Source organism: uncultured Phycicoccus sp., from assembly GCF_947495705.1.
Classification (GTDB): Bacteria; Actinomycetota; Actinomycetes; order Actinomycetales; family Dermatophilaceae; genus Phycicoccus.
This window is the reverse complement of record NZ_CANLZR010000001.1, coordinates 280,334-305,185: the sequence shown is the minus strand read 5'-3', so window position 1 is coordinate 305,185 and position 24,852 is coordinate 280,334. Positions and strand designations below refer to the sequence as shown.

At 73.4% G+C, this 24,852-nt stretch carries 26 protein-coding genes; 9 read left to right on the top strand and 17 right to left on the bottom strand.

Going from position 1 to position 24,852, the window contains the following annotated elements; translation table 11 throughout:
* Position 1 precedes the first annotated feature (1 nt).
* Together Q0963_RS01490 and Q0963_RS01485 are read left to right on the top strand one after the other, a co-directional pair.
* Positions 2-310: a hypothetical protein gene (locus tag Q0963_RS01490; RefSeq protein ID WP_299441425.1), complete on the top strand. Its 309-nt coding sequence runs from the start codon at positions 2-4 to the stop codon at positions 308-310.
* A complete protein-coding gene (locus Q0963_RS01485; RefSeq protein ID WP_299441422.1) occupies positions 307-1,314 on the top strand; it encodes a hypothetical protein in 1,008 nt (335 codons plus the stop codon). The genes Q0963_RS01490 and Q0963_RS01485 overlap by 4 nt, the downstream gene beginning before the upstream one ends.
* A 33-nt stretch (positions 1,315-1,347) precedes the next feature.
* On the opposite strand, the gene ligA is transcribed toward Q0963_RS01485, so the two are convergent.
* Complete coding sequence (ligA, locus tag Q0963_RS01480; RefSeq protein WP_299441419.1) at positions 1,348-3,501, bottom strand: NAD-dependent DNA ligase LigA; 2,154 nt, start codon at positions 3,499-3,501, stop codon at positions 1,348-1,350.
* Between the two features lie 37 nt (positions 3,502-3,538).
* The gene (locus Q0963_RS01475; RefSeq protein ID WP_299441416.1) at positions 3,539-3,991 is read right to left on the bottom strand and encodes a DUF664 domain-containing protein; all 453 of its coding nucleotides are present in this window, start codon (positions 3,989-3,991) and stop codon (positions 3,539-3,541) included.
* A 132-nt stretch (positions 3,992-4,123) separates the two neighbouring features.
* On the opposite strand from Q0963_RS01475, the gene Q0963_RS01470 reads away from it, so the two are divergent.
* Positions 4,124-4,495 (top strand): DUF2200 domain-containing protein, encoded by a 372-nt coding sequence (locus Q0963_RS01470; protein WP_299441413.1) that lies wholly within the window; start codon positions 4,124-4,126, stop codon positions 4,493-4,495.
* Positions 4,496-4,514: 19 nt separating this feature from the next.
* On the opposite strand, the gene Q0963_RS01465 is transcribed toward Q0963_RS01470, so the two are convergent.
* Positions 4,515-4,790, bottom strand: coding sequence for a hypothetical protein (locus Q0963_RS01465; RefSeq protein ID WP_299441410.1), 276 nt, complete (start codon positions 4,788-4,790; stop codon positions 4,515-4,517).
* Between the two features lie 204 nt (positions 4,791-4,994).
* Between Q0963_RS01465 and Q0963_RS01460 the strand changes: the two genes are divergently transcribed.
* Positions 4,995-5,483 (top strand): DUF6326 family protein, encoded by a 489-nt coding sequence (locus tag Q0963_RS01460; RefSeq protein ID WP_299441407.1) that lies wholly within the window; start codon positions 4,995-4,997, stop codon positions 5,481-5,483.
* A 30-nt stretch (positions 5,484-5,513) separates the two neighbouring features.
* Here the strand turns inward: Q0963_RS01460 and Q0963_RS01455 are convergent, their stop codons facing one another.
* From Q0963_RS01455 to Q0963_RS01445, 3 genes are all read right to left on the bottom strand, one after another.
* Positions 5,514-5,900: a nitroreductase family deazaflavin-dependent oxidoreductase gene (locus tag Q0963_RS01455; RefSeq protein WP_299441404.1), complete on the bottom strand. Its 387-nt coding sequence runs from the start codon at positions 5,898-5,900 to the stop codon at positions 5,514-5,516.
* A 190-nt stretch (positions 5,901-6,090) separates the two neighbouring features.
* Complete coding sequence (locus Q0963_RS01450) at positions 6,091-7,560, bottom strand: HNH endonuclease signature motif containing protein (protein ID WP_299441401.1); 1,470 nt, start codon at positions 7,558-7,560, stop codon at positions 6,091-6,093.
* 109 nt (positions 7,561-7,669) lie between these two features.
* Positions 7,670-8,452: an endonuclease/exonuclease/phosphatase family protein gene (locus Q0963_RS01445; protein ID WP_299441398.1), complete on the bottom strand. Its 783-nt coding sequence runs from the start codon at positions 8,450-8,452 to the stop codon at positions 7,670-7,672.
* A gap of 193 nt (positions 8,453-8,645) precedes the next feature.
* Here Q0963_RS01445 and Q0963_RS01440 point away from each other — a divergent pair, with 193 nt between their 5' ends.
* Positions 8,646-10,136 (top strand): long-chain fatty acid--CoA ligase, encoded by a 1,491-nt coding sequence (locus Q0963_RS01440; protein ID WP_299441395.1) that lies wholly within the window; start codon positions 8,646-8,648, stop codon positions 10,134-10,136.
* A 368-nt stretch (positions 10,137-10,504) separates the two neighbouring features.
* Here the strand turns inward: Q0963_RS01440 and Q0963_RS01435 are convergent, their stop codons facing one another.
* From Q0963_RS01435 to Q0963_RS01425, 3 genes are read right to left on the bottom strand one after another with little or no spacing between them, the layout of a single operon-like run.
* A complete protein-coding gene (locus Q0963_RS01435) occupies positions 10,505-11,614 on the bottom strand; it encodes a DMT family transporter (protein WP_299441392.1) in 1,110 nt (369 codons plus the stop codon).
* A complete protein-coding gene (locus tag Q0963_RS01430) occupies positions 11,614-12,621 on the bottom strand; it encodes a methionine synthase (protein ID WP_367180017.1) in 1,008 nt (335 codons plus the stop codon). The genes Q0963_RS01435 and Q0963_RS01430 overlap by 1 nt, the downstream gene beginning before the upstream one ends.
* The gene (locus Q0963_RS01425; protein WP_299441389.1) at positions 12,618-13,523 is read right to left on the bottom strand and encodes a DUF1272 domain-containing protein; all 906 of its coding nucleotides are present in this window, start codon (positions 13,521-13,523) and stop codon (positions 12,618-12,620) included. The genes Q0963_RS01430 and Q0963_RS01425 overlap by 4 nt, the downstream gene beginning before the upstream one ends.
* Before the next feature lie 163 nt (positions 13,524-13,686).
* On the opposite strand from Q0963_RS01425, the gene Q0963_RS01420 reads away from it, so the two are divergent.
* A complete protein-coding gene (locus Q0963_RS01420) occupies positions 13,687-14,499 on the top strand; it encodes an extensin family protein (RefSeq protein WP_299441386.1) in 813 nt (270 codons plus the stop codon).
* Between the two features lie 67 nt (positions 14,500-14,566).
* Here the strand turns inward: Q0963_RS01420 and Q0963_RS01415 are convergent, their stop codons facing one another.
* Complete coding sequence (locus Q0963_RS01415) at positions 14,567-15,541, bottom strand: pirin family protein (protein WP_299441383.1); 975 nt, start codon at positions 15,539-15,541, stop codon at positions 14,567-14,569.
* Positions 15,542-15,716: 175 nt separating this feature from the next.
* On the opposite strand from Q0963_RS01415, the gene Q0963_RS01410 reads away from it, so the two are divergent.
* Together Q0963_RS01410 and Q0963_RS01405 are read left to right on the top strand one after the other, a co-directional pair.
* The gene (locus Q0963_RS01410; RefSeq protein WP_299441380.1) at positions 15,717-17,210 is read left to right on the top strand and encodes a S8 family serine peptidase; all 1,494 of its coding nucleotides are present in this window, start codon (positions 15,717-15,719) and stop codon (positions 17,208-17,210) included.
* Between the two features lie 83 nt (positions 17,211-17,293).
* A complete protein-coding gene (locus tag Q0963_RS01405) occupies positions 17,294-17,494 on the top strand; it encodes a hypothetical protein (protein ID WP_299441377.1) in 201 nt (66 codons plus the stop codon).
* A gap of 4 nt (positions 17,495-17,498) precedes the next feature.
* On the opposite strand, the gene Q0963_RS01400 is transcribed toward Q0963_RS01405, so the two are convergent.
* The 7 genes from Q0963_RS01400 to Q0963_RS01370 all read right to left on the bottom strand — a co-directional run bounded on the left by Q0963_RS01400 (position 17,499) and on the right by Q0963_RS01370 (position 23,394).
* Positions 17,499-17,870, bottom strand: a complete 372-nt coding sequence (locus Q0963_RS01400) for a TraR/DksA C4-type zinc finger protein (protein WP_299441374.1) — start codon at positions 17,868-17,870, stop codon at positions 17,499-17,501.
* Positions 17,867-18,949 (bottom strand): tRNA 2-thiouridine(34) synthase MnmA, encoded by a 1,083-nt coding sequence (gene mnmA, locus Q0963_RS01395; RefSeq protein WP_299441371.1) that lies wholly within the window; start codon positions 18,947-18,949, stop codon positions 17,867-17,869. The genes Q0963_RS01400 and mnmA overlap by 4 nt, the downstream gene beginning before the upstream one ends.
* Positions 18,949-20,133, bottom strand: coding sequence for a cysteine desulfurase family protein (locus Q0963_RS01390; RefSeq protein WP_299441369.1), 1,185 nt, complete (start codon positions 20,131-20,133; stop codon positions 18,949-18,951). The genes mnmA and Q0963_RS01390 overlap by 1 nt, the downstream gene beginning before the upstream one ends.
* A 43-nt stretch (positions 20,134-20,176) precedes the next feature.
* Positions 20,177-20,590 carry a VOC family protein gene (locus Q0963_RS01385; RefSeq protein ID WP_299442433.1) on the bottom strand — a complete coding sequence of 138 codons (414 nt, stop codon included), beginning with the start codon at positions 20,588-20,590 and terminating at the stop codon, positions 20,177-20,179.
* Positions 20,591-20,704: 114 nt separating this feature from the next.
* Positions 20,705-21,661 carry an electron transfer flavoprotein subunit alpha/FixB family protein gene (locus Q0963_RS01380; protein WP_299441366.1) on the bottom strand — a complete coding sequence of 319 codons (957 nt, stop codon included), beginning with the start codon at positions 21,659-21,661 and terminating at the stop codon, positions 20,705-20,707.
* Between the two features lie 39 nt (positions 21,662-21,700).
* Positions 21,701-22,492 carry an electron transfer flavoprotein subunit beta/FixA family protein gene (locus Q0963_RS01375; protein WP_299441363.1) on the bottom strand — a complete coding sequence of 264 codons (792 nt, stop codon included), beginning with the start codon at positions 22,490-22,492 and terminating at the stop codon, positions 21,701-21,703.
* A 155-nt stretch (positions 22,493-22,647) separates the two neighbouring features.
* Positions 22,648-23,394, bottom strand: a complete 747-nt coding sequence (locus Q0963_RS01370) for a hypothetical protein (protein WP_299441360.1) — start codon at positions 23,392-23,394, stop codon at positions 22,648-22,650.
* 83 nt (positions 23,395-23,477) lie between these two features.
* Here Q0963_RS01370 and Q0963_RS01365 point away from each other — a divergent pair, with 83 nt between their 5' ends.
* Positions 23,478-24,749: a DUF2254 domain-containing protein gene (locus Q0963_RS01365; protein WP_299441357.1), complete on the top strand. Its 1,272-nt coding sequence runs from the start codon at positions 23,478-23,480 to the stop codon at positions 24,747-24,749.
* Positions 24,750-24,852 lie beyond the last annotated feature (103 nt).

The following is a 24,852-nucleotide window of genomic DNA, read 5'->3' as shown; positions in this document are numbered from 1 at the left end:
GATGGTCCGGGACGGATTCGAGGTGAGCACCGGCGCGGTCCGGCAGCACGCCGTGAGCCTCGCGGGGATCCGCGGGGACGTCGCCGCCTGCGCGTCCGCGGCCGACACCACCGTCGACCCGATGGCGTTCGGGCTCGTCAACGCCCCGCTCGCGGCGCTGGCCGGCAGCCTGGCCGGAGCGGTCCGGACCGCGATCTCGGACACCGCCGAGGACCTCCAGGAGACCGTCGAGGTGCTGCGGGCCCAGGCCCGGCAGTACGACGCCGACGACGCGTCCGCCCGCTCGCGCGTGCGTGGAGCCGGCCGGTGACCGGGGGCCTCGTCGTCCAGCCGGGCGAGCGCGACGCGTTCTCCGGGACCGGGCTCCTGGAGTCGGGGACCTCGATGTGCCGGGCCATCTCCGACGGCGACTGGGTCGACATGGCGCTCTCCGGCGTCGCGATGGGCTTCGACGCCTACGCGACGGCGATGGACCCGCTCGGCAGCCTCTTCGCGGCCGGCATCGGCTGGATCATCGACCACCTCCAGCCGATCAAGGGTTGGTTCGACGACCTCACCGGCAACCCCGAGTCCGTCACCGCCCACGCCGCCACCTGGCTCAACGTCGCGAACTCGCTGTCGGCCTCCGGCACGGCGTTCTTCCAGGGCGCCCAGCAGAAGCTGGACGGGATGACCGGGCCGAACGCCGAGCGGTACCGGGTGCACGTCGACGAGATGGTCGACAGGCTCTCGTTCGTGTCCGGGGCGGCCCGGGCGATGTCGGTGGGCACCGAGACCGCGGCGATGATCGTCGGCTTCGTCCACGGCCTGCTCCGGGACGCGCTGGCTCAGATCGCCGGCGCGATCTGCAGCTACGTCGCCGAGCTCGTCTTCACCCTCGGGCTGGCGACCCCGCTGGTCATCTCGCAGGCGACCTCACGGGTCTCGGCCCTGGCCGCCGAGATCGGGCCCAAGCTCCAGGGGCTGAAGACGTCGGTCACCGACCTCGACAGCCTGATGAGCCGGCTGCGGGACATCCTCAACGACATTCCCCGCTTCCTCGGCGACCGCTACTCCACGCCGAACCTGCCCGGTGTGCAGTGGCGGAACGTCCTCGACGACCCGGTCGGCGGCCTCCACGCGTTCAGCGTGCGCCAGCGGCTCGCGCTGGTCGAGGCGAACCCGCGGTACGCGCACATCGTCGCGGGCGACCCGGCACTGTGGAGGAAGGTCGTCAACGATGCCTTCCAGGACGCGACGCCCAACACCGTCAACGACCTCATCAAGGCCCTCAACGACGCCCTCGAGCGGCAGGTCGAGGCCGCCGGCGGCTGACCTGCACCACGGGCCGCGACCGCCCGCAGCGGGTCAGTCGGGGCTGCCGGTCTCGAGCAGCCGCCGGAACTGGGCCTCGTCGAGGACGGTGAGGCCCAGCTCGCGGGCCTTGGTCTCCTTGGTGCCGGCGTTCGCGCCGACGACGACGTAGTCGGTCTTCTTCGACACCGACCCCGACGCCTTGCCGCCGCGCGCGAGGATGGCCTCCTTGGTCTCGTCGCGGGAGAACCCCTCGAGCGAGCCGGTGACGACGACGGTGAGCCCCTGCAGGGTCTGCTCGATGCTCTCGTCGCGCTCGTCCCGCATCCGGACCCCGTCGGCGGCCCACTGCTCGACGATCCGCACGTGCCAGTCCGAGCCCTCGCCGTCGAACCACTCCCGGACCGCCTCGGCGATGACCGGCCCGACCCCCTCGACCGCGGAGAGCTCGTCGACGGTGGCCGCGCGCACGGCGTCCATCGACCCGAAGTGCTGGGCCAGGGCGCGGGCGGCGGTGGGCCCGACGTGCCGGATCGACAGGGCGACGAGCACCCGCCACAGCGGCTGCTCCTTCGCGGCGCCGAGGTTGTCGACGAGCCGCTGCCCGTTGGCCGACAGCACCCGGCCGTCGACGACGGCGTCCTCGGGGTCGGTCTTCTTCGCCGCGCGGGTGTACAGCGGGACGGTGGCGACCTGGTCGGCGGTGAGCGAGAACAGCCGTGCCTCGCTGGGGCCGCCGAGCTCGGGGTCGTCGAGGACACCGGACTCCAGCAGCGCCGTGGAGCCCTCCCAGCCGAGGGCCTCGATGTCGAAGCCGCCGCGCCCGGCCAGGCTGAACAGCCGCTCGCGCAGCTGGCTCGGGCACGACTTGGCATTGGGGCAGCGGATGTCCTTGTCGCCCTCCTTCTCGTACGCGAGCTCGGTGCCGCAGCTGGGGCAGTGCGTGGGCATCTCGAAGGGGCGCTCGGTGCCGTCCCGCAGCGCGACGACGGGGCCGAGGATCTCGGGGATGACGTCGCCGGCCTTGCGCAGGACGACGGTGTCGCCGATGAGGACGCCCTTGCGGACCACCTCGTGGGCGTTGTGCAGGGTGGCCATCGAGACGGTGGAGCCGGCGACGGTGACGGGCTCCATGACCCCGAACGGTGTGACCCGGCCGGTGCGCCCGACGTTGACCTGGATGTCGAGGAGCCGGGTGTTGACCTCCTCCGGCGGGTACTTGAACGCCATCGCCCAGCGCGGGGCACGGCTCGTGGACCCCAGCTGGCGTTGCACCGCGATCTCGTCGACCTTGACGACGACCCCGTCGATCTCGTGCTCGACGCTGTGCCGCTGCTCGCCGTAGGTGTCGACGAAGCGCTGGACCTGCTCGATGGTGTCGAGCACCTGGTAGTGGCTGCTCGTGGGCAGGCCCCAGGCATGGAGCAGGTCGTAGGCCTGGGACTGCCGGGTGATGTCGAAGCCGCGGCGGGCGCCGATGCCGTGGACGAGCATCCGCAGCGGGCGGGTGGCCGTGACGCGGGGGTCCTTCTGCCGCAAAGAGCCCGCAGCGGCGTTGCGCGGGTTGGCGAACGGCGGCTTGCCGGCCTCCACGAGGCCGGCGTTGAGCTCGCCGAAGGCCTCGATGGGGAAGAAGACCTCACCGCGGATCTCGACGAGCTCGGGGACGTCGTCGCCGTGGAGCTCGGTGGGGACGCCGTCGACGGTGCGGACGTTGAGGGTCACGTCCTCGCCGGTGCGGCCGTCGCCGCGGGTCAGGGCCCGGGTCAGGCGGCCGTTCTCGTAGAGCAGGTTGACCGCGAGGCCGTCGATCTTCAGCTCGCACAGGTAGTGCAGCGCCGCTCCCCCGGCGTCGCGCTCGACGCGGGCCGCCCAGGCGGCGAGCTCCTCGGCGGAGAAGGCGTTGTCGAGGCTGAGCATGCGCTCGAGGTGGTCGACGGCCGTGAACTCGGTGGAGAAGACCGCACCGCCGACCTGCTGGGTGGGGCTGTCGGGGGTGCGCAGGCTCGGGTGGGCCTCCTCCAGCGCGTTGAGCCGGGCCACGAGGGCGTCGTACTCGCCGTCGCTGATCGTCGGCGCGTCCTTGACGTGGTAGGCGAACTGGTGGCCGCGGGCCTCCTCGGCGAGGCTCTGCCACTCGTGCCGCGCGTCGTCGGGGACGGCGTCGGCGGGCGTCTGCGCGGCCGGGTCGGTGGGGGTCTCGCTCACCCGGTCATCCTGCCGCAGACCACCGACGGAGGACGGCTCAGCCCCGGCGGGAGAGGAGCACGTCGCGGGTCACCTCGAGCTGGCCGAGGTGCTGGGCCAGCTCCTCGTAGACGTGCAGCAGCACCGCTCCCTGCGTGCCGACGTCCTCGCCGTCGGGCGGGTCGGCCGGCGGGTCGTGCGGCGAGGCGGCGTGCACGTCCTCGTGGAGCGCAGCCCGGCCCCGGGCGAGCAGGTCGAGCGCGTCGTCGAGGGTGCCGGTGGCGGTGAACTCGGCGTCGCGGTCGCGCGGCACGAGGATGCCGCGGTTGACCGTCCTCCCCCAGCGCGCCATGACGCCGACGACGTGGGCGACGAGGGCGAAGGCGCTGTTGGACCCCGCCACGTCGTCGAGCCGGGCGTTGACCAGGTCGTCGCCGAGCTCGCGGCAGACGGCGGCGTACTGGTCGAGTGCGGCGTCGCAGTAGCGCAGGTACTCCTCGGTGCTGATCACCACGGGAGGCTACTGCCGGACTCCGGCGGGCGGCAGTCCCGTGGCGGTCCGGAGCCGTCGACGCACGAGCGGCCTACCCTGGAGGCCGGAGGACCGGACCGAGGACCGGACCGAGGACCTGGGAGGCCGCCCGTGACCGGACACCGCATCTTCACGACGAGCTTCGCGAGCATCTACCCGCACTACGTCGCCAAGGCCGAGCGCAAGGGCCACGACAGGGCCGAGGTCGACGAGGTCATCCGCTGGCTCACCGGCTACGACGAGGCCGGGCTCGCGGAGGTCCTCGCGGACGGTTGGGACATGGAGACGTTCTTCGCGCGGGCGCCGCGCTTCAACCCGAACGCCGCGCTCATCACCGGGGTCATCTGCGGGCACCGGGTCGAGGAGATCGAGGACCCGCTCATGCAGCGGATCAGGTACCTCGACAAGCTCGTCGACGAGGTCGCCCGGGGCAAGAAGATGAGCAGCATCCTGCGCGGCAGCAGTCCGGCGCCCCGGCGGTAGCCCCGTCTGGCTGTCTGCCCTACCGGCGCGGAGCGTCCGTGGCGATGGCTCGGCGCAGCCGCCGGACCGCCCACACCCCGAGGACGGGCCCGGCCAGCAGGACCAGGACGGTGACGACGCCGACCACCGCGTTCTCCCGGAACACCTCGGCGATGCTCGCCTCGTAACCGCGGTCGATGCCGGAGAAGATCACGACGTTGACCGCGACGATGCCGCCGAGGACCGCCCCGGGGATCCCGCCGAGAAGGACGTCGACGACCCATCCCCGGGTCCGGCTCCTCGTCGTGGAGGTCATGCCTCCATTGTCCGCCGCCTCGACCTTGGCACCGCCCCGCTGTGCTCGTCGTCACCACCGCGGCGAGGTCGCCCGGTGCGCCTCCGGCCCCAGGGACTCAGGGTGCTCCCAGGGTGTTGCCAGGGTGGTGCCCGATGTCGGCGGCGCACCGTGGCGAGGACCATCGGGGAGGAGTCTCACCCCACCCGGACAACGGAGCCCAGAATGAGTACACGTCAGCCCGCCATCGCCCTGCACGACCAGCCGATCTCCGTGCGAGCCAAGCTCGCCGCAGCGTGGACGGGCGTCATGTTCCTGTACGTCTACGTCGACATCATCGCCTTCTACAAGCCCGGCGTCGTCGACGGCATCCTCGTCGGCAAGGTCTGGGACTTCAGCGTCAGCCAGCCGCTGTTGACGACCTTCCTCGCGCTCATGGCGATCCCGACCTTCATGATCGTGCTGTCGATGACGCTGGCCGCCCGGGCGAACCGCATCACGAACCTCGTCGTGGCGTCGGTCCAGGTCCCCTACGCGGCCTTCAACCTGATGGGCGAGTCCTGGACGTACTTCTACGGTCTGGGCATCGTTCTCGAGGTGGCCCTGCTCGCCCTCATCCTGCGGTCCGCCTGGACCTGGCCCCGCACCGCACCGTCGGCGACCACGGCAGCCGGCCCGGGCATGGCGCCGCTGCGCACGCAGCAGCACGCCTGACACGACGGCTGCTGCGACGCCGGTCGAGGCTCAGTCCTTTGAGGCCGGGCCCCGGCTGTCCATGCGCAGCAGTCTCGAGTCGCCCGTGATCCCCGGAGGCGTCTTGGTGTCGGTGGGCAGCAGGGACCAGACGTCGTCCTTGCTGACCAGCCGGGGGGCCTCCAGCTCGACCTCGTGCCCGTCGACGGACAGGCGTGCCTCCCTCGCGGCCAGCACGTTCTTGACCCAGTCGGTGCGCGGGCCGTACATGGGGATGAACAGGTAGCCGTCGGGCAGCCGGTGGGCGTCCAGTGGTGTGCGGTAGGCCTTGCCGGAGCGTCGTCCGGTGTGCATCAGCACCGGCCGGGCGCCTCGGCGCTCCTCCATCGGGTTGAACACCCGCTTGTTGACGTGGGCCAGCCAGCGCGGAAGTGGCATCGCGGTTCCTCACTCTCGAGCGATGTGGTGGTCATCGTGGCCTCACCTCGAGTGTCCCGCTGGGCACCGCCCTCGGATGCCGACTGACTGCGACGTCACATCGGACGGGGCGGACGTGCGGGTGCGGAACGTGGGTGAGAACCGGCGGCCGGGCGACGGTCTTCACCCACGAATGCCGGTGGGCCTCGCGTCAGGCGGCGGGGAGGGTCCAGTCGTTGTCGGTGAGCTCGGCCCACCAGAGCTCGAGGTCGTCGTCGTGGTCGGGGGCGCCGATGTGGGCGTGGAGGAGCCGGCTCGGTGGTCGGGGTGGCGGGTCGCCGGGGGCCCGTTTCCGCTGGTGGGCGAGGTGGCGGTCGTAGGAGCCGTCGGTGAGGTCCCAGTGGACGTGGCGGCCGTGGGGGTCGGGGGTGGGGGTGGTGTGGGCGGTGAGGCGTCGTCGGTGGACGGTGGTGTGGTGGTGTTGGCAGAGCAGGGCGGCGTTGGTGATGTCGGTTGGTCCGCCGTCGGCCCAGTGGGTGAGGTGGTGGGCGCGGGTCCAGGCGGCGGGGGCGGTGCAGCCGGGGTAGGTGCAGCCGCGGTCGCGCAGCCAGAGGCGGCGGCGTTGGGCTCGGGTGAAGAGGCGGGCGACGCGGCCTTGGTCGAGGTGCTCGCCGTGGGTGCCCAGGACGTGCGGGACGAGCGCGGCGTCGCAGGCGATGCGGCGCAGGGCTTCGGGGGGCAGGAGGGTGGCGGTGGCGGCGGAGCCGAGGACCTCGGAGGCGCCGGTGCGGTGCTCGAGGTCGGTGAGGTCGATGGTGACGTGGACGGCGGCCGGTGACCCGGCCGCCCCGTCGGCCCCGGCCTGGTCGGCGTCCAGGGTGCTGGAGCGGCGGCAGACCTCGGTGAGGGCTTCGACGCGGCGCTGCCCGGTGGGGCGCAGGTCCCGTTCCCCGGTGCGGTCGTTGGGGGTGGGCGCGGACAGCGGCCCGATGGCGGCTTCGAGGGCGGTGGCCTGCTCGGGGGTCATCCACAGCTGGTACTCGGTGAGGTCGGCGGACTCCACGTGCGGCATCGAGAGCCGGGCGGCTCCCTCGAGGCGGTGGTGCAGGTCGTCGAGGACGCCGGGCCGGCCGTGGTCGGCCAGTAGCCGGGGCCGGAGCCGCCGCATCACGGTCGGGCCCCACTCGGTGGCGAGGTCGACCAGGGCGGTGGTGACGGTGGGCACGGCCTCGGGGCGCAGCAGCGGCGCCAGCCGGTCGACCTCGCGCAGCACCGCCGTCGCCGTGCCCGCCGTCAACGTGCCGGTGGTGACCGCGGCCCACACCAGGCCGACCGGCGAGTCGGGGTCGGGCTCGACCCGGGCCAGGGCGGTGTCGGCGGCGGTGACCTCGCGGGCCAGGGCCGCGACGGGCCCGGCCCCGCCCTGCCGCAGCGACGGCGCGTGCTCGCGGACCCACCCGTGGACCCCGGCCCCGGTGCACTCACCCCGCCGGGCGGCCTCCACCGTGACGGTCACCCGGGCGGCGCAGGCCTGCGCGGCGACGTCGTCGACGACCCCCATCAGCTCACCCAGCTCGGCCCCCGACGCCTGCCCCAGCACCTCACCCAGACCCGCCAGCGCCTCCCGCGCAGCCTCGACCCTGGAGCGTCGCTCCACGATCGTGAGGGTCCCCCGGGCCATGCCCCATCGTATCGAACACGCGTACGAGTAGCAAGCATCCGTCCACAGGCTGTTCGGACCAGTTCACCGTCAGCAGAACGGAACCGAGCCCCAGTCCCGGGGGAGCCGGTCAGTAGGTAGACGGCACGTCGACCGTCATCTTGACCGCCCGGTGGCCACTGGAGGCCAGCCCCGCGTCCGTCACTCCCCAGGGCATGCTGAGCGCCTTGGGCTTGTAGAAGCCGTCGATCCCGTCGCCGAGCCCACGGGGCACGAGGCGGCCGTCGGTCTTGGCCTTGAGCCCGTTGGGGTTGCTGTTGACCGGCTTGTTCCAGTCGCCGCCCACGATGAGCCGGGACGGGTGGTTGGCGGACATCGCCGCGATGGAGTCGATCATCTCGTCGTAGTCGCTCCCGGGGCCGGTCTGGCACCGCGGCGGGGGCAGGTGCGCCGAGGCCGGGCGGATGACGCCGCCGTTCTTGAGGGTGATGCGCACGTGGGCGATGTACCGCGGCAGCGTGTCGCACTCGTCGGAGTCCGTGCCTAGCCGCAGGTCGAGCGCCTCGACGTCGGAGGCCTTCTCGACGATGGACCGACGAATGACGATGGCCGAGCCCTGCTTGGCGTCGGAGCCGAGGTCCTGGCGCACGATCCACTCGTCGTCGTTGCGGAGCCGCCAGTGCAGGTCGATCCACTTCGCCTCCTGGAGAAGCACGATGTCCGCGTTCTCGCTGTAGACCCGGAAGCGGTCCATGACCACGTCCTTGTCGGCGTTGAAGTCGACGTTGGCCGTCACGATCCGCACCCGCTGCGGGTCTGCGGCCGACGCCGCCGGCGCCGTCGCCGCCAGCGCTCCTCCGGCCAGGGCTGTCGCGGTCAGGATTCCGAGGATGCTTCTGCGCGTGCGTCTCATGGCGGTCGTTTCCGTTCGCTCGAGTGTCGTCACCCACGAGGGGCTCGACGCCGACCCTGCCCGGCGGCGCTGTGCGCACGGTGCGCTGCCGCTGCGACCCCGGTCCGGCATGCGCCGCGCAGGAGGTGCTGGCGCCCGGGAGGTCCGGCGGGTGAGGATGGGACCCCGCCACCGACGTCGGTCAGGAGCCCCGATGACGAACCTCGCGACGAACCTCACGACGACCGCCGCCGCGCAGCCGGACAAGGACGCCCTGCGGGTCAACGGCCAGGGCGTCACCTACGCCCAGCTGCACGGGATGGCCGCGAAGGTCGCTGGAGCGCTGCGCGAGAACGGCATCCAGCCGGGCGACCGGGTGGCCGTCATCCTGCCCAACGTCCCGAGCTTTCCCGTCGTGTACTGGGGGATCCTCCTCGCAGGCGGCATCGTCGTCCCGATGAACCCGCTCCTGAAGTCCGGCGAGATCGAGTACTTCTTCACGGACTCCGGCGCGAAGATCGCGTTCGTGTGGCCGGACTTCGTCGGCGAGGCCACCAAGGGCGCCTCGACGAGCGGCACCCGCATCGTCCAGACCGGCCCGATGGGGCCGGACGACTTCGAGGGTGGCGACCCCATCGCCGAGGCGACCCCCCGCGAGGACGACGACACGGCGATCATCCTCTACACGTCGGGGACCACCGGCCGACCCAAGGGAGCCGAGCTCACCCACCGCAACATCCACCTCAACGCGACCCGCTCGGCCGAGGTCATCCAGACGATGACCTCCGACGACGTCGTCATGGGCTGCCTGCCGCTGTTCCACGTCTTCGGTCTCGTCGTCGGGCTCAACGCGGCGACCATCGCCGGGGCCTCGCTCGCGCTCATCCCCCGCTTCGACCCGCAGGCGGCGATCGAGGTCATCGAGAAGGAGCGGGTGACGATCATGCAGGGCGTCCCCACGATGTACGCGGCGATCCTCAACCACCCCGCGTCCGACGGCATGGACGCCTCGTCGCTGCGCACCTGCGCCTCCGGCGGGTCCGCGATGCCGCTGGAGGTCATGCGCTCGTTCGAGCAGAAGTTCGGGTGCGTCATCCTCGAGGGCTACGGCCTGTCCGAGACCTCACCCGTCGCGAGCTTCAACATGCCCGACCGGGAGCGCAAGCCCGGCACCATCGGCGTCGCGATCCCCGGCTGCGAGATGAGGTGCGTCGACCTCGACGGCAACGAGGTGGCGGTCGGCGAGGTCGGCGAGATCGCGATCCGCGGCGACAACGTCATGAAGGGCTACTGGAACAAGCCGGAGGCCACCGCCGAGGCGATCCCGGACGGCTGGTTCCGCACCGGCGACCTCGCGACGATGGACGACGAGGGCTACTTCACGATCGTCGACCGCAAGAAGGACATGATCCTGCGTGGCGGGATGAACGTGTACCCGCGCGAGGTCGAGGAGCTCCTCTACACCCACCCGGACGTCCTCGAGGCCGCGGTCGTCGGGATGCCCGACGAGCTGCTCGGTGAGCAGGTCGGCGCGGCGGTCGCGCTGCGTGAGGGCTCCACGACCACCCCCGAGGACATCATCGCGTTCGCCAAGGAGCGGATCGCGGCCTACAAGTACCCCCGGCGGGTGTGGCTCGTCGAGTCGCTGCCCAAGGGGCCCACGGGCAAGATCCTGCGGCGCGAGGTCCACGCGCCGGCTGAGTGATGAGCGAGCCCACGGCTCGCCGGCGCCGCGCCGACGACCAGGACCGCGCGGCCCGCGAGCACGCGACCCGGGTCCGGGTGGCCGAGCTGTGGCGCGCCGCCGGCCTCGGGTTCGCCCTCGTGTGGACCGTCGTCCTCGTCCTCGTCGTCGCGTTCTGGGTGCGGGTCACCTTCTACCCGCGGCCCGGTGACGAGCTGCCCGGCTCGCTGCAGATCCTGCTCGCCCCCGTCGCCCTCGCCGCGGCCGGGCTCGGCATCTGGACCGTCGCGTCCGCGTGGCGGCTCGTCCTGCGCCGGGCCAGCGGGTGGGACCCCATCGTCGTGCTCGGCGCCTTCGCGATCGCCGTCTCGGTCCTGGTCTGGGCCCCGTCACGCGTCTTCGACGCGCTCTCCCCCGCTCCACGCCCCGCGGTCCTCGCGCTGGCGGCGCTCGGCGTGGCCTCGGTCGTCACCGGGCTCATCGCGCAACGCGCGTTCCGGCGCGCGGCCGTCGCCTTCGAGCCCCTGGACGACGACGACGCCCTGTTCGCGGGAGCGGACGACGACGGCTTCGGGTGAGCGGGGCGTGCGGTTGACGACCCAGGCGGCGGCGAGGACGACGGCGAACCCGACCACCTGCCACAGGCCGAGCCGCTCGCGCAGCACGAGGACGCCGAGCAGTACCGACACGACCGGGATGAGGTAGGTGATCGTCGACCCCACGAGCGGGCCGGCTCCCCGCACGACGTCGAACTGGAGGACGTAGGCGAAGCCGGTGCCGACCACCCCGAGGACGAGGACGCACGCCAGCGGCAGCCACCCCGGCACGTCGGTGGCGGGGACGGTCCGCGTGAGCGCGCCGAGGCCGCCGCCCGAGGTCGCGGCCCAGGTGAGCGACACCGGCACCATGAGCGCGAGCCCGGTGAGCAGCGTCGCGGCGGGCATCGCGAGCCCCCCGAGGTCGGCGCCGGCGAGGAAGCGCCGGTTGTACGTCCAGCCCACCCCGTAGCTCGCCCCACCGCCGAGGGCCATGGCGAACCCCAGCAGGTCGGGCCCGGAGGCCGACGTCCACGGCTCCATGATCGTCACGACGCCGGCGAACCCGACGACGACGGCGACGACCCGGCGCCCGGTGAGCCCGGCGCCGGGCAGGAGGGCCAGCGTCGCGAGCACGGTCGCGATCGGCGTCGCCGCGTTCCCGATCCCCGCGAGCGCCGACGAGATCCGGGTCTCCGAGAGCGCGAACAGCGTGAACGGCAGCGCGGCGAGGAAGAACCCGCACACGACGAGATGCCCCCAGACCCGCGCCCCGGACGGCAGCCGGCCCCCGCCGAGGACGAGCAGGGAGGTGACGACGACGGCACCCGTCGCGGTCCGCAGGGCGGAGATCTGGACCGGCCCGAGCGACTCCAGCCCCACCTTCATGAGCAGGAAGCTCGACCCCCAGATGAGCACGAGCGCGACGAACTTGGCCTGCCACGGCACCCGCGGTTGCACCATCAGGGCTCCAGCTCCTCGAGGAGTCGGCGCGCGGTGTCGAGCGCCGCCCGTTGAACGCTCCGGGCCCCCTGCGGCGTGAGCCCGGCGAGCCCGCAGGCCGGGGACACGACCAGCCCCCGCGCCGCGTCGAGGGAGATGCCGGCCCGGTCCAGCCCGTCGACGAGACGCCGATGGGCGTCGGTGTCGGACGTCGAGCCGTCGGTCGCGAGGACCCCGGCGACGACGCCGGTCCCGGCCTCGAGGGTCGCCGCCACCGACTCCCAGCGGACGGGCGAGGCCTCGACGAGGTCGACGGCCACCGCGCCGGCTCCGACCGACCGCAGCAGCGGCAGTGGTGTGCGCGGGTGGCACGAGTGCAGCACCGTCGGCCCGTCGTGCAGCGCGAGCAGGTCGCGCAGGCCGCCGGCCACCACCTGGGCGTCGACGGCCCGCACCCGCCCGTAGCCGGACGCCGTCGGCAGCGACCCCTCGAGCACCGCGGGCAGGGCCGGCTCGTCGACCTGCAGGACCACCTCGGCCGCCGGCACGAGCCGCCGCACGGCGGCGACGTGGGCCGCGGCGCCTTCCGCGAGCGAGGCGAGCAGGTCCGCGACGGCGCCGGGGTCGGAGACGACCCGCTCCCCCCGGGTCAGCTCCAGGGTGGCCGCGAGCGTCCACGGCCCGCAGACCTGGACCTTGAGGGGCCCGGTGTACCCGTCGTAGGCCTCGGCGAGCTCGTCGAGGTCCTCCCGCAGCAGGGCGGCGGTCCGTCCGGCGTCGTGGCCCGGCCGGTCGACGAGACGCCATCCGCTCGGCTGGAGGTCGACGTGCAGGTCGACGAGGAGCCCGGCCGCGCGGCCGATCATGTCGGCACCCGGCCCGCGGCCCGGGGTCTCGGGCAGGTACGGCAGGCCGAGACCGTCACCGTCGACAAGGAGGTCGCGCACGGTGCGCACGGCCTCACGGGTCGAGCGCCCGGGCCACGACCCGATCCCGGTGGCCCGCGCGCCGGGCATCCCCGCGCTCACCGGGCCCACCGGTCGGCGAGCGCCCGGACCGACGCGGGGACGGGGATGTCCGCCGCGACGGTGCGCGCGGCGGGCTCGATGTCGCCCGCGACGACCCGGAACGGCACGACCCCGGTCCAGGCGTCCGTGGGCTCGTCGGGCTCGCTCGGGCCGCCACGGCGCACCTTGAGGAGCCAGCGTCCGTCGGTGATCGGCAGGGCCATCGCCAGGGTGGCCGACTGCTCCCGGCGGGTCATCGCGCGGACCTCGGCGGTCCGCCCCGGGATGAGCCGCTCCGAGAGCACCTCCAGGGCCCGGGTGCGGTCGTCACCGGTGAGGGTCTCGAGGTCGCCGTGCAGGACGGCGGACCGGTAGTTCGCGGACGACTCGAACGTCGTGTGGGCGACGACGAGGCCGTCGACGGCGACGACCGTGAGAGCGGCGGGCGCGCCCGCGGCCACCTGGCGCAGAGCGCCGGCACCGGTGGAGCCGTGCAGGAGGACGCGGTCGCCGTCCCGTGCGAACAGCATCGGGACGACCCAGGGGCGTCCGTCGACGACGGTCGACAGCGTGCCGGCGAGCACCTCGTCGAGCAGGGCGTCGAGCTCGGCCCGGTCCGCCGAGGCCCGCTCCGGGTGCCGCTGCAGGCGGGCGGCGGGCGCCGTCCCGCCGCCGTAGCCCCGCCCCGGGCACGGCGTGCCACGGTGGACGCGCTCGGTGGACGCGGGATGCTGCCCGAGCGCGGCGCCGACCCGCGTCGGGCGCGGCATGAGCGCCCCCCCGCACGACGGGCAGGCGCGGTCGAGGTGCTCGGCGCACCCGGCGCAGAAGGTGCACTCGAGGGAGCACACGACGGCGCCGACGGCGTCGGCCGGCAGGTCGGTGTCGCAGCATTCGCAGTTGGGTCGCATCGCCAGGCTCACCGGCACATCATCCCCTGCCGAGGGGCCGGCTCCGCGCGCCCCCGCGGCGGGCCGAGGCGTCGGTCGCAGCCGACCCGAAGCGCCGTCGCAGCGGCGTCGCAGGACCGCCCGCCAGGGTCGAGGACACGGCCGGAGACGCCGGTCGACCACGAGGGGGACCACCATGACCGACCACACCACCCCGAGCCGCCGGCTCCTGCTCGGCGGAGCGCTCGCGACGACCGCCCTCGGCGGACTCGGCCTGGCGACCGCCGGCGGTGCCGCCGCCCACGGCACGCTCCAGACCTACAGCGGCATCAACGGCGCCAGGACCCACTACGAGGGGACCGGCTCCGCGGCGAGCTGGGCGTACCGGCCCTCGTTCCACGACCGGCTGAACTCCTGGCTCCAGTTCTGGAACGACAACACGCCCTCGGGCTGGGCGGATGCCAGCGAGGTGTGGGGCTACGGGGCCCACACCGACCACCGGACCTCGGAGGCGCACAACAACGGCCGGGGCTTCGACCTGTCGCGGATCTACACCGGCAGCGGTCCGACCCGGCGCTTCTACGCCCGCTACGACATCTGGAAGGACTGGGCCGAGGACGACTCGAAGCGGACGACCCGCCGGCGCTACTGGGCGACGTCGGCGGCGTGCCACCACCACTTCCGCAACGTGCTGACCTACCTGTACAACTCCGCCCACTGGAACCACATCCACATCGACAACCTCGTCTCCGGCTCCGGCAACTCGACCTTCTCGACGAGCTCGGAGGCCCAGGTCATGCACGTCCAGGCGTCCTGCAAGTTCGTGTGGGGCCTGGGAACGACGATCGACGGCGTGTGGGGCAGCCAGACCGCGAGCCACTCCACCCGGGCGCTGCGCGCGGCGGGGGTGAGCTCGGGCTCGATCACGACGTCCCAGGCGAAGTGGCTCGCGTTCAACCGGCACACGATGCGCAACGGCTACGACACCCAGAACTACCCCGCGGCCTGAGCCGCGCCCGCACGACCGACGCCCCCGGTGGACCGGCTCCCGGGGGCGTCGGTGGTGGCGGTCCCCGTCAGAGGACGTCGTGGCCGGGGTGCGGCCGGCTCGGGATCGTGCCCAGCCGGCCCGCCTGGAAGTCCTCGAAGGCCTGGACGAGCTCGGCGCGGGTGTTCATGACGAACGGGCCGTACGCCGCGACCGGCTCGCGGATGGGGCGCCCGCCGATGATGTACAGGTCCAGGCTGGGGCTGCGACTCTCCTGGGTCTCGTCGGCACCGACCTCGACGACGTCGCCACCGCCGAGCACCGCGAGCTGGCCCATCCGCAAGGGGCGCCGGTCGGGGCCGACCGAGCCGTTGCCGTTCAGGGTGTACACCAGCGCGTTGTAGGCCGGGTTCCACGGCAGCCGGACCCGGGCCCCGGGCGCCACCGTGGCGTGCAGGACCGTGATGGGGGTGTGCGTGATGCCGGGGCCCTGATGCCCGTCGAGCTCGCCGGCGATGACCCGGACCAGGGCGCCACCGTCGGGGCTCGAGAGCAGCGCCACCTCGCCGCCGCGGATGTCCTGGTAGCGCGGAGGCGACATCTTCTGCGAGCTCGGCAGGTTGACCCACAGCTGGAGGCCGTGGAAGAGCCCGCCGGACTGCACGAGCGACTCCGGTGGCACCTCGATGTGGAGCAGGCCGGAGCCGGCCGTCATCCACTGGGTGTCGCCGTCGGTGATGACGCCACCGCCGCCGGTGCTGTCCTGGTGCACGAAGGTGCCGTCGATGATGTAGGTGACGGTCTCGAAGCCGCGGTGCGGGTGCCACGGGGTGCCCTTGGGTTCGCCCGGGGCGTACTCGACCTCACCCATCTGGTCCATGTGGATGAACGGGTCGAGCGCGGCGAGGTCGACGCCGGCGAAGGCACGGCGCACCGGGAAGCCCTCCCCCTCGAAGCCCTGCGGCGCGGTCGTGACCGACCGCACGGGGCGCGAGACGGCCTCGACGGCCGGCTCGGTGACCCGAGGCAGGGTCAGGATGTTCTCGACGGTCACGGCTGGCATCTGGCTCGTCCTCCTCGCTGCTCGTCCTCCGGTCTGGAGGGTCGCCGTGTCCAACAGTAGTTGATGATTCAACATTCCGGAAGCGTGCGCTCCGGTTGCCGACACCCCGGTCGTCCCTGAGGGTGGAGGGCGGCCGGCGCACCCCGCCGGTCGAGCCCTTCGACCTGGAGATCCCATGACCCGAGCACCCCGCACCCGACTCCTCGGGGCGACCGCTGCCGCCGCGCTCGCCGCGGCGACCGTCGCCGCCGCGACGACCCCCGCCACGGCCACGCCCACGAGCGCCGCAAGGGCCGACGCGAGCTACCTCGTCCTCGCCCCCCAGGGCAAGGGCACGGCCAAGGCCGCCCAGCGCGTCGCTGCCGCCGGCGGCACCGTCGTCGCCACCTACGACGCGATCGGCGTCCTCGTCGCCCGCTCCGGCAACCCGTCCTTCACCGACGCCGTCCGGGGGGCGGGCGTGGAGTCGGCCGCCTCGACCGCCGGCCTCGGCACGCTCCTCGACGAGGGCGAGACGACCGCCGCCGACGCCACCGCGGCCGCGGCGGCCACGGGCGACCCGACGGGTGAGCCCATGTACGGCCTGCAGTGGGACATGGACCAGATCGACCTGCCCCAGGCCCACGCCGTGACCACCGGCGACGCCTCGGTCACCGTCGGCGTGCTCGACAGCGGCATCTCCAGCACCCACCCCGACCTCGCGACCCAGATCGCCAAGGACCAGAGCGTCTCGTGCATCGGCGGGGTCCAGGACACGGCGGAGTCGGCGTGGAACCCCACGACCTCCGACCACGGCACCCACGTCGCCGGCACCATCGCCGCCGCCCTCAACGGGGTGGGCGTCGCGGGGGTGGCCCCCGGTGTCAAGGTCGCCGCCGTCAAGGTCGTCAACGACGCGGGCTACATCTACCCGGAGGCCGCTGTCTGCGGCTTCATGTGGGCCGCTGAGCACGGCATGGAGGTGACGAACAACAGCTACTACATCGACCCGTGGGAGTTCAACTGCCGCAACGACGAGCGCCAGCGCCCGGTGTGGCAGGCCGTGCAGCGGGCGATCCGCTACTCCCACGGCGAGGGCGTCCTCAACATCGCGTCGGCGGGGAACTCCAACGTCGACCTCCAGCACAAGTTCGTCGACGACTCCAGCCCGAACGACGGCAGCCACCCCGTCGAGGACCGGACGGTCACCGGCGCCTGCGTCGACCTCCCGGCCGAGGCTCCGGGCGTCGTGACCGTCTCCGCCACCGGCCCCACGAGCGAGAAGTCGTACTACTCCTCGTACGGCCAGGGTGTCGTGGACGTCGCCGCCCCCGGCGGTGACGCCCGGTTCCGCTCCGGCGGCAGCTCCTCCCGGGCCGCCGACGCGATCCTGTCGACGACCTTCAACACGACGACGCGCACGAACGGCTACGGGTACAAGCAGGGCACGTCGATGGCGGGGCCGCACGCGGCCGGTGTCGCGGCGCTGGCCGTCTCGGCCAACCCCGGGCTGAAGCCCGGCGCGCTCGCCTCGCTGCTCGAGCGCACCGCCACCGCTCTCCCCTGCCCGGACGGGGTCTACAACCCCACCCCGGCGTTCGGTGACCGGTACGAGGCGACGTGCACCGGCGGCAACCGCAACGGCTTCTACGGCGCGGGCGAGGTGAACGCCTTCCAGGCCGTCCGCTGACGACCTGGACGGCCATCGACGAGGCCGGTCGGCACCCGCAGGTGCCGGCCGGCCTCGTCCGTGCCGCTGGCTAGGCTCGGTCCATGAGCCGCACCGTCGCCGTCGTTCTCGGCATCGTCCTGGCCCTCGCCGGGGTCCTGTGGACGCTGCAGGGCCTCGGCTACGTCGGCGGCAGCCCGATGACCGGAGTCACGCTGTGGGCCGTCGTCGGGCCCCTCGTGGCCTTCGGCGGCCTCGCGCTCGCCGCGCTCGGCGGCCGCCGACAGGGCGGCGACGGCCCCTGACCGGTCAGGTGGCGTGGGTGACGCAGGTCCGGGCCGCGGGTCGCACCAACAGCCGCTCCACCGGGATCGGCTCACCGCACACCTCGCAGTCGCCGTAGGTGCCCTCGGCCAGCCGGTCGGCCGCACCGTCCAGCTCCGCCAGGTGCGAGCTCACCGCCTCCGTCAGCGCCGCCAGCTGGGACCGCTCGTAGGCGATCGTCTGGCCCTCCGGGTCGTGCTCGTCGTCGGCGTTGGAGTTCTGCGACGCCTCGACGAGGCGCGTCCGGTCCTCGGCCATCTCGGCGAGCCGTTCGGTGAGCGCCGCCCGCTCCTGGGCCACTCCCGCTCCGGCGTCGCGCAGCAGGGCCTCCCGGCGGCGCGCCTCGGCCGGGTTCATCCGGCACGCCCGGTGCCGGTGATCGTCGCCGAGCCGACGACCCGGGTGCCGTCGTAGAGCACGACCGACTGCCCCGGCGCGACGCCGCGGACCCGCTCGGCGAGCCGCACCTGCACGGCGTCACCGTCGACCCGCGCCGTCGCCGGCACCTCCGCACCGTGCGCGCGCACCTGGGCGCCGACCGCCACCTCACCCGTCGGTGCAGGCCCGCACCAGCGCAGATGGGCCCCCTCGACGAGGTCGACGCCGAGCAGGTCCGCCGTGCCGATGACGACACGGTTGCGGGGCGCGTCGACCTCCACGACGTAGCGCGGCTCCCCGTCGAGCCGCGAGCGGTCGACCCCCAGCCCGCGTCGCTGGCCCACGGTGAACCCGTGCGTGCCGGCGTGCGCGCCGACGACCTCGCCGCTCACGGCGTCGACGAGGTCGCCCGGCCGCTCCCCCAGGCGCCGCGCGAGGAAGCCGCGAGTGTCGCCGTCGGGGATGAAGCAGATGTCGTGGCTGTCCGGCTTCTTCGCCACCGCGAAGCCGCGGGCGGCGGCCTCCTCCCGGACCTGGGACTTCAGCGAGTCACCGAGGGGGAAGAAGGACCGGGCCAGCTGGTCGGCGTCGAGCACCCCCAGCACGTACGACTGGTCCTTGGCCGGGTCGACGGCCCGGTGCAGCTCGCGGCCGGCCGGCCCCTCGACGACCTGGGCGTAGTGGCCGGTGGCGACGGCGTCGAAGCCGAGCGCGAGCGCCTTGTCGAGGAGCCCGGCGAACTTGATCTTCTCGTTGCACCGCAGGCACGGGTTGGGCGTGCGCCCGGCGGCGTACTCGGCGACGAAGTCGTCGACGACGTCCCGCTCGAACCGCGCGGCGAGGTCCCACACGTAGAACGGGATCCCGAGCCGGTCGGCGACGCGCCGGGCGTCGCCGGCGTCCTCGAGGGTGCAGCAGCCCCGGGCCGACTCGCGCAGCGTGGCTGCAGACCGCGACAGCGCGAGGTGGACCCCGACCACCTCGTGCCCGGCGTCGAGCATCCGCGACGCCGCGACCGCGGAGTCGACCCCCCCGGACATCGCCGCGACGACGCGCATCAGCCGAACCCCCCGGCCCGGCGCGCGCGCTCGACGACGCCCGGCAGGGCGGCGAGGGCGGCGTCGACATCGGCATCGGTCGAGGTGTGCCCCAGCGTGAGCCGCAGAGCACCGCGGGCCTCGGTCTCGGAGTAGCCCATCGCGAGGAGCACGTGGCTGGGCTGCGGCACCCCGGCCTGGCAGGCCGACCCGGTGCTGCACTCGACCCCGGCCGCGTCGAGCAGGTAGAGCAGCGAGTCACCCTCGCAGCCCGGCACGAGGAGATGGGCGTTGCCGGGCAGGCGCTCCGCGCCGTCACCGGCCGTCCAGCAGCCGCTGACGGTGATGCCGAGGTCGAGCCCGAGGGCCCCCTCGACGAGCCGGTCCCGCAGGTCGAGCACCCGCTTGGCCTCGACGTCACGCACCGCGACGGTCTCGTCGAGGGCGACGGCGAACGCGTGGATGCCGGCGACGTCCAGGGTCCCGCTGCGGACCTGGCGCTCCTGGCCACCGCCGTGCAGCTGGGGCACGAGGGCGGCGTCACGGCGCGCGACGAGCGCACCGACCCCCACCGGGCCGCCGACCTTGTGGGCCGTCACGGCCATGAGGTCTGCCCCGGACGCGTCGAAGCGCACCGGCAGGTGCGGGACGGCCTGGATGGCGTCGGTGTGGAACGGCACCCCGTACTCGTGGGCGACGGCGGCGAGCTCGGCGACCGGCTGCACCGTGCCGACCTCGTTGTTGGCCCACATGACGCTGACCACGGCGGCCTCGTCGGCGTGCGCGTCGAGGACGGCCCGCAGGTCGTCGACGCCGATGTGGCCGCAGCGGTCCGGCTCGAGCCAGGACACGGCGGCGCCCCGCCGCTCGACGAGGAACTCGACGGGGTCGAGCACGGCGTGGTGCTCGATGCCACCGGCGACGATGCGGGTGCGGCCCGGGTCCGCGTCGCGCCGGGCACCCCAGGTGCCCTTGACGGCGAGGTTGTCGGCCTCGGTCCCGCCGGAGGTGAACACGACCTCGGACGGGCGGCAGCCGAGCGCCGCGGCGATCCGCTCGCGCGACTCCTCGACGGTCTTGCGGGCCGCGCGGCCCGCCGTGTGGAGCGAGGACGCGTTCCCGACCCGGCCCGAGGACTCGACGAACGCCTCGACCGCGGCAGGCAGCATCGGCGTGGTCGCCGCGTGGTCGAGGTAGTGGGTCACCGTCCGAGTCTACGTTTCGGCCGGGCCGGGCTCCGCGGGGCGATCAGCCGGGGAACAGGCAGAACGGGTGCCCGGCGGGGTCCGCGAGGACGTACAGCGGCTCCTCGGGGTCGTCCGTGCGGTCGAGCAGCAGCCGCGCCCCGAGCGCCTCGGCGCGCTGCCGCTGGCGCTCGAGGTCGGCGCGGTCCTCGACGGTGAGGTCGAGGTGCAGCTGCATCGGGACGTCGTGCGCGGGCCAGGTCGTGGGGGTCAGCTCCGGGACCTCCTGGAACGCCAGGCACCGGGTCCCGTCGGCCTCGGTGAGTACGAGCCAGTCCGCGTCGTCCGGCTCGCCGGCCGCCGGCGGTTCGTCGCCGGGGCGGTACGTGAGCCCGAGCAGCTGCCGGTAGAACTCGGCGAGCCCGCGGACGTCGGTCGTGTCGAGCACCGTGTGCAGCAGTCGTGGCGTGCCGCCCATCGCCGGCCCCCTCTCAGTCACTCCTGGGACCGTACCGCCCCTCGCTCACCCCGCAACGTGTGTGAACACGCCGGGGATCCCCGGCGTGTTCACACAGGTTCGTGTGGGCGGCGGTCAGCCCTTGCGCTTCTTGACCTCGCCGGAGGCCTGCGGGAGGACCTGGAAGAGGTCACCGACGACACCGAAGTCGACGAGCTCGAAGATCGGCGCCTCCTCGTCCTTGTTGACGGCGACGATCGTCTTGCTCGTCTGCATCCCCGCGCGGTGCTGGATGGCGCCCGAGATGCCGGCAGCGACGTACAGCTGCGGCGAGACCTGCTTCCCGGTCTGCCCCACCTGGTTGCTGTGCGGGTACCAGCCGGCGTCGACGGCGGCGCGGCTGGCACCCACCGCGGCGCCGAGCGCGTCGGCGAACTCCTCGACGGGCCCGAAGTCGCCGGCGGTGCCGCGGCCCCCGGAGACGACGATGGCCGCCTCGGTGAGCTCGGGGCGCCCGGTGGCCTTCTTGGGCTGGGAGTCGGTGACCCGCGCGGCCTTCGCGGCGTCGCTGACGGTCACGTCCACGGTCTCGATGGTGCCGGCCTCGGGCGCGGCCTCGATGGGCGCCGAGTTCGGCTTGACGCAGATGATCGGGGTGCCCTTCGTGACCGTCGCGGTCACCGTGTAGGACCCGGCGAACACCGACTGCGTCGTCTCGATGCCGCCGTCACCGGCGCGCACGTCGACGGCGTCGGTGATCATGCCGGACCCGGTCTTGATGGCCAGGCGGGCGGCGATCTCCTTGCCGGCGGCGTTGCTCGGGACGAGCACGGCGGCCGGCGAGACCTTCTCGACGAGGGCCGCGAGGATCTCGGCCTGCGGCGCCACGAGGTAGCTGGGCACGTCCGCGTCGTCGGCGACGTAGACGGTGTGCGCCCCGTACTTGGCGAGGGTCTTCTGCGCGGCCTCGGCGTTGGGGCCGATGTGGACCGCCGACGGCTCGCCGAGACGGCGGGCGAGGGTCAGCAGCTCGGCGGTCGCCTTGCGCAGGCGGCCGTCGGCGTGGTCGGTGAGGACGAGTACTTCAGCCATGGTGGGTGCTCCTGGTCTGGGCGCGGAGGAGTCGACGGGTCAGAGGAACTTCTGGGCCGAGAGGAACTCGGCGAGCTTGGTGCCGCCGTCCCCCTCGTCGGTGACGATCTGCCCCTGCTCGCGCGGCGGGCGCTTCGCGAAGGAGACGACCTTCGTCCAGGCGGCGTCGAGCCCGACGGCCCCGGCGTCGACGCCGAGGTCGGCGAGCGACCACGTCTCGACCGGCTTCTTCTTCGCGGCCATGATCCCCTTGAACGAGGGGTAGCGCGGCTCGTTGATCTGGTCGGTGACCGACACGAGCGCCGGCAGCGCCGCCTCGATGGTCTCGGAGGCGGTGTCGCCGTCCCGGCGGATCGTCACCGTGCCGTCGCCGACGGTGAGCTCGGAGGCGTAGGTGACCTGGGGCAGGCCCAGCCGCTCGGCCATCATCGCCGGGACGACGCCCATGACGCCGTCGGTCGAGGACATGCCGGTGAGCACCAGCTCGGGGGCACCGTCGGTCGCCTTCTTCACGGCCTCGGCGAGGACGAGGGAGGTCGCGACCGCGTCGGAGCCGTGGATCTGGTCGTCGAGGACGTGGACGCCCTTGTCGGCACCCATCTGCAGCGACTTCTTGATGGCGTCGGCCGCGGCGGCGGGGCCCACGGTCACGACGGTGACCTCGCCCTCCCCCGCGCTCTCGACGATCTTGAGCGCCTCCTCGACGGCGTACTCGTCGAGCTCGGACAGCAGCCCGTCGACAGCCTCGCGGTCGACGGTGTTGTCGGACTCCTGGAACGTCCGCTCGGACTGCGCGTCCGGGACGTACTTGACGCAGACGACGATGTTCATGCGTGCCTCGTCCTCTTCCTTCGGTCGGTGGTGGTGGCACCGGGGTTCCCGGCGCACATCGGCGTCCATCCTCTCAGCCGGTGAGCGCTTGTTCACCACTGACGGGGCGTGATCGTCGCCACCCACCGCCCGGGAACAGGGCGCGCGACCCCCGGTCAGAACGTCGTGTCGTAGTACCCGACCCGCACGGTGACGACCACCGCCAGCTCGACGCCGGACCCGGTCACCGCCGCGGCCTGGTCGTCGTCGTACCAGGACCCGGCGAAGGTCTGGTCAAGCCGGAAGTGGCCGAAGGCGCCGGCCGCGTCACCCGGCGCTCGTGTCGACGTCGGCTGAACCTCGACGACGACGCTGCCGGGCTCGAGCTCGGGGTCGGGGGCGCACTCGTACCTCGCCCCCGGCAGGCCCGCAGCGCCGAACCGTTGGACGTTGGCGTGGTCCGGGCGCCAGTACTCCGCGCGCACCTCGTCGAGGTCCCTGCCGTACGACGGGGCACACCCCTGAGCCCGCACCAGCGCGTCGGTGGCGGTCAGGCCCTCGCCGACGGCGTCGGACCCCCCGCTCGCCACGACGACCATCGTCCGGCTCACGACGACGAAGCACTCGTGCGAGTAGGTGTCCTTGCGCTTCCACCCGTGCTGGCCCGCGTCGCAGCCGTCGACGGTCGCCGAGGCGAGGACCTCGCGGCCCGCGGTCACGGCGTCGGCGGCCCGCAGCGCGACCTCGGCGGCCCGGGCCCGGCCCTTCGTGGCCTCGTCCCCCGTCGGCTCGAAGCGCTCGCTGAAGACCGTGCAACCGAAGACCGAGCAGAAGGCCAGCGTCCCGACGGCTCCGAGGCCCAGGACGACCGCTGCCGCCACGACGAGGACGACGTGCAGGGGCCGGTGGGTCGGTCTGGTCATGTGCCCGATCCTGCCCGCGGGGGCGCCGCTGCGCCTGAGCACGCCTACTCGGCTCGGCGCCGCGGTCTGACAGGATCGGGGTCGTGAGCAGCCAGGACCCGGTCGGGCCGGGGTCGGTACGACGCACCATCGGGCCGCTGGGTGACCCCGAGACGGTCGGCTGGTGGGAGTCGCTGTGGCGGCCCTTCTGGGTGCTGCCGGCCGTCATCCTCGGCGTCGCGGCCGTCGCCGGGGCGACGATCCCGCGGATCGACGAGCACCTGCTCGGGGACGTCGTCTACCTCTTCGGCGGCAACGCCGACTCCGCCCGCAGCCTGCTGAGCACGATCGCCAGCGCGATGATCTCGGTGACCGGTCTCGTCTTCTCGATCACGATGGTCGTCATGCAGCTGGCGAGCAGCCAGTTCACCCCGCGGCTGCTCGGCAGCTTCCTCGGCAGCCGCGTCGTCCAGGTGACCCTCGGGGTGTTCACCGCGTCCTTCGTCTTCGCGCTCATGGTGCTGCGCGACGTCCGCGCCGGCGACAGCCCGTTCGTGCCCCAGCTGTCGGTGACCCTGGCCTTCGGCCTGGTCCTGGCGAGCGTGGGGCTGTTCCTCGCCTTCATCCACCACATCACCGACTCGATCCAGGTCAGCGAGGTCGTCGACCGCATCGCCGTCAGCACCGTCCGCACCCTCGAGGAGGGCTCGGACGCCGAGTGGGACGACTCCTCGGCCGTGCCGCCGTCCTGGTCCCAGCAGCCCGGGCCGATGGTGACCGTGACCAGCGGCGAGGGCCACGGCGTCGTCCAGCGGATCCACTACACCCGGCTGGCCGAGTGCGCCGAGCGGGCGGGAGTGGTCGTCGAGCTGCTCACCCGGGCCGGTGAGGTGCGCCATCGCGGCCAGGAGCTGGCCGTGGTCCACGGCGCGCACGCCGACGACGAGGTCGTCGACGCGGTCCGGGAGGCGTTCGGCCTCGGGAGCGAGCGGACGCTGCCCCAGGACCCGGAGTTCGGCCTGCGCCAGCTCGTCGACATCGCCGAGCGCGCCCTCTCCCCCGGCATCAACGACCCGACGACGGCCGTGCAGGTGCTCGACGAGCTGCACCGGGTGCTGCGGGTCGCGGCCATCCGGCCCGACCGCTCCGCCTACATCGTCGACGGGTCCGGCACCGTCCGCGTGCTCGACCGGCCGCCGACCTTCGCGGGGATGCTCGACCTGGCCCTCGACGAGATCGCGCACTACGGCGCGGAGACCCTGCAGGTGCCGCGGCGCATCGACGCGCTCCTGGCGGACCTCGAGTCCATGGCCCGGCCCGAGCACGCCGCCACCGTCGTCGCCAAGCGTGCCGACCTGGGGTTCGCCCGCACCTGAGGCCTCCCCGCCACCTCCGCGACTGCGGGTTTCTCGGGTGACCCGAGAAACCCGCACCTCCCCCGGGAACGGAACTCGGGCGAAGTGCGGGTTTGTCGGGGGC

What these genes read in the sequence shown, in the direction of transcription:
- Q0963_RS01490 (WP_299441425.1), top strand. Translation starts at nt 2, where the DNA reads ATGGTCCGGGACGGATTCGAGGTGAGCACCGGCGCGGTCCGGCAGCAC.
- Q0963_RS01465 (WP_299441410.1), bottom strand. Translation starts at nt 4,790, where the DNA reads ATGACCTCCACGACGAGGAGCCGGACCCGGGGATGGGTCGTCGACGTC.
- Q0963_RS01460 (WP_299441407.1), top strand. Translation starts at nt 4,995, where the DNA reads ATGAGTACACGTCAGCCCGCCATCGCCCTGCACGACCAGCCGATCTCC.
- Q0963_RS01455 (WP_299441404.1), bottom strand. Translation starts at nt 5,900, where the DNA reads ATGCCACTTCCGCGCTGGCTGGCCCACGTCAACAAGCGGGTGTTCAAC.
- Q0963_RS01450 (WP_299441401.1), bottom strand. Translation starts at nt 7,560, where the DNA reads ATGGCCCGGGGGACCCTCACGATCGTGGAGCGACGCTCCAGGGTCGAG.
- Q0963_RS01445 (WP_299441398.1), bottom strand. Translation starts at nt 8,452, where the DNA reads ATGAGACGCACGCGCAGAAGCATCCTCGGAATCCTGACCGCGACAGCC.
- Q0963_RS01440 (WP_299441395.1), top strand. Translation starts at nt 8,646, where the DNA reads ATGACGAACCTCGCGACGAACCTCACGACGACCGCCGCCGCGCAGCCG.
- Q0963_RS01435 (WP_299441392.1), bottom strand. Translation starts at nt 11,614, where the DNA reads ATGGTGCAACCGCGGGTGCCGTGGCAGGCCAAGTTCGTCGCGCTCGTG.
- Q0963_RS01420 (WP_299441386.1), top strand. Translation starts at nt 13,687, where the DNA reads ATGACCGACCACACCACCCCGAGCCGCCGGCTCCTGCTCGGCGGAGCG.
- Q0963_RS01415 (WP_299441383.1), bottom strand. Translation starts at nt 15,541, where the DNA reads ATGCCAGCCGTGACCGTCGAGAACATCCTGACCCTGCCTCGGGTCACC.
- Q0963_RS01410 (WP_299441380.1), top strand. Translation starts at nt 15,717, where the DNA reads ATGACCCGAGCACCCCGCACCCGACTCCTCGGGGCGACCGCTGCCGCC.
- Q0963_RS01405 (WP_299441377.1), top strand. Translation starts at nt 17,294, where the DNA reads ATGAGCCGCACCGTCGCCGTCGTTCTCGGCATCGTCCTGGCCCTCGCC.
- Q0963_RS01400 (WP_299441374.1), bottom strand. Translation starts at nt 17,870, where the DNA reads ATGAACCCGGCCGAGGCGCGCCGCCGGGAGGCCCTGCTGCGCGACGCC.
- mnmA (WP_299441371.1), bottom strand. Translation starts at nt 18,949, where the DNA reads ATGCGCGTCGTCGCGGCGATGTCCGGGGGGGTCGACTCCGCGGTCGCG.
- Q0963_RS01385 (WP_299442433.1), bottom strand. Translation starts at nt 20,590, where the DNA reads ATGGGCGGCACGCCACGACTGCTGCACACGGTGCTCGACACGACCGAC.
- Q0963_RS01380 (WP_299441366.1), bottom strand. Translation starts at nt 21,661, where the DNA reads ATGGCTGAAGTACTCGTCCTCACCGACCACGCCGACGGCCGCCTGCGC.
- Q0963_RS01375 (WP_299441363.1), bottom strand. Translation starts at nt 22,492, where the DNA reads ATGAACATCGTCGTCTGCGTCAAGTACGTCCCGGACGCGCAGTCCGAG.
- Q0963_RS01370 (WP_299441360.1), bottom strand. Translation starts at nt 23,394, where the DNA reads ATGACCAGACCGACCCACCGGCCCCTGCACGTCGTCCTCGTCGTGGCG.